The sequence below is a fragment of the Monashia sp. HAY1-5C genome (assembly GCF_056755255.1).
This window is the reverse complement of the sequence record NZ_JBPGXG010000424.1, coordinates 1-264: the sequence shown is the minus strand read 5'-3', so window position 1 is coordinate 264 and position 264 is coordinate 1. Positions and strand designations below refer to the sequence as shown.

The following is a 264-nucleotide window of genomic DNA, read 5'->3' as shown; positions in this document are numbered from 1 at the left end:
GGTAATCCAGTTCGATGATATCGTCATAGTCTCTCCAGCGCGTCGACTGAAATGTATTTTTTCTGGATTTACGATACCATTCCGGATGTTCATTCACCAGAGGATTGTCCCAGCTGGTGTGGTTGGCAACCCAGTCCAGAATAACGTACATTCCTTCTTGATGAATAGCATTTACCAGGCTTCTGAAATCATCGTGTGTACCAAATTCAGGATTGACTTTCAGATAATCTTTCACCGAATAATAACTTCCCATGCTTCCTTTAC

1 protein-coding gene is annotated in these 264 nt (G+C 42.0%); it reads right to left on the bottom strand.

The annotated features are described in order from the left end of the window. The coding region (locus tag ACR9ZK_RS22300; RefSeq protein ID WP_481344119.1) for an alpha-amylase family glycosyl hydrolase at positions 1–264 on the bottom strand (264 nt) is incomplete at both ends.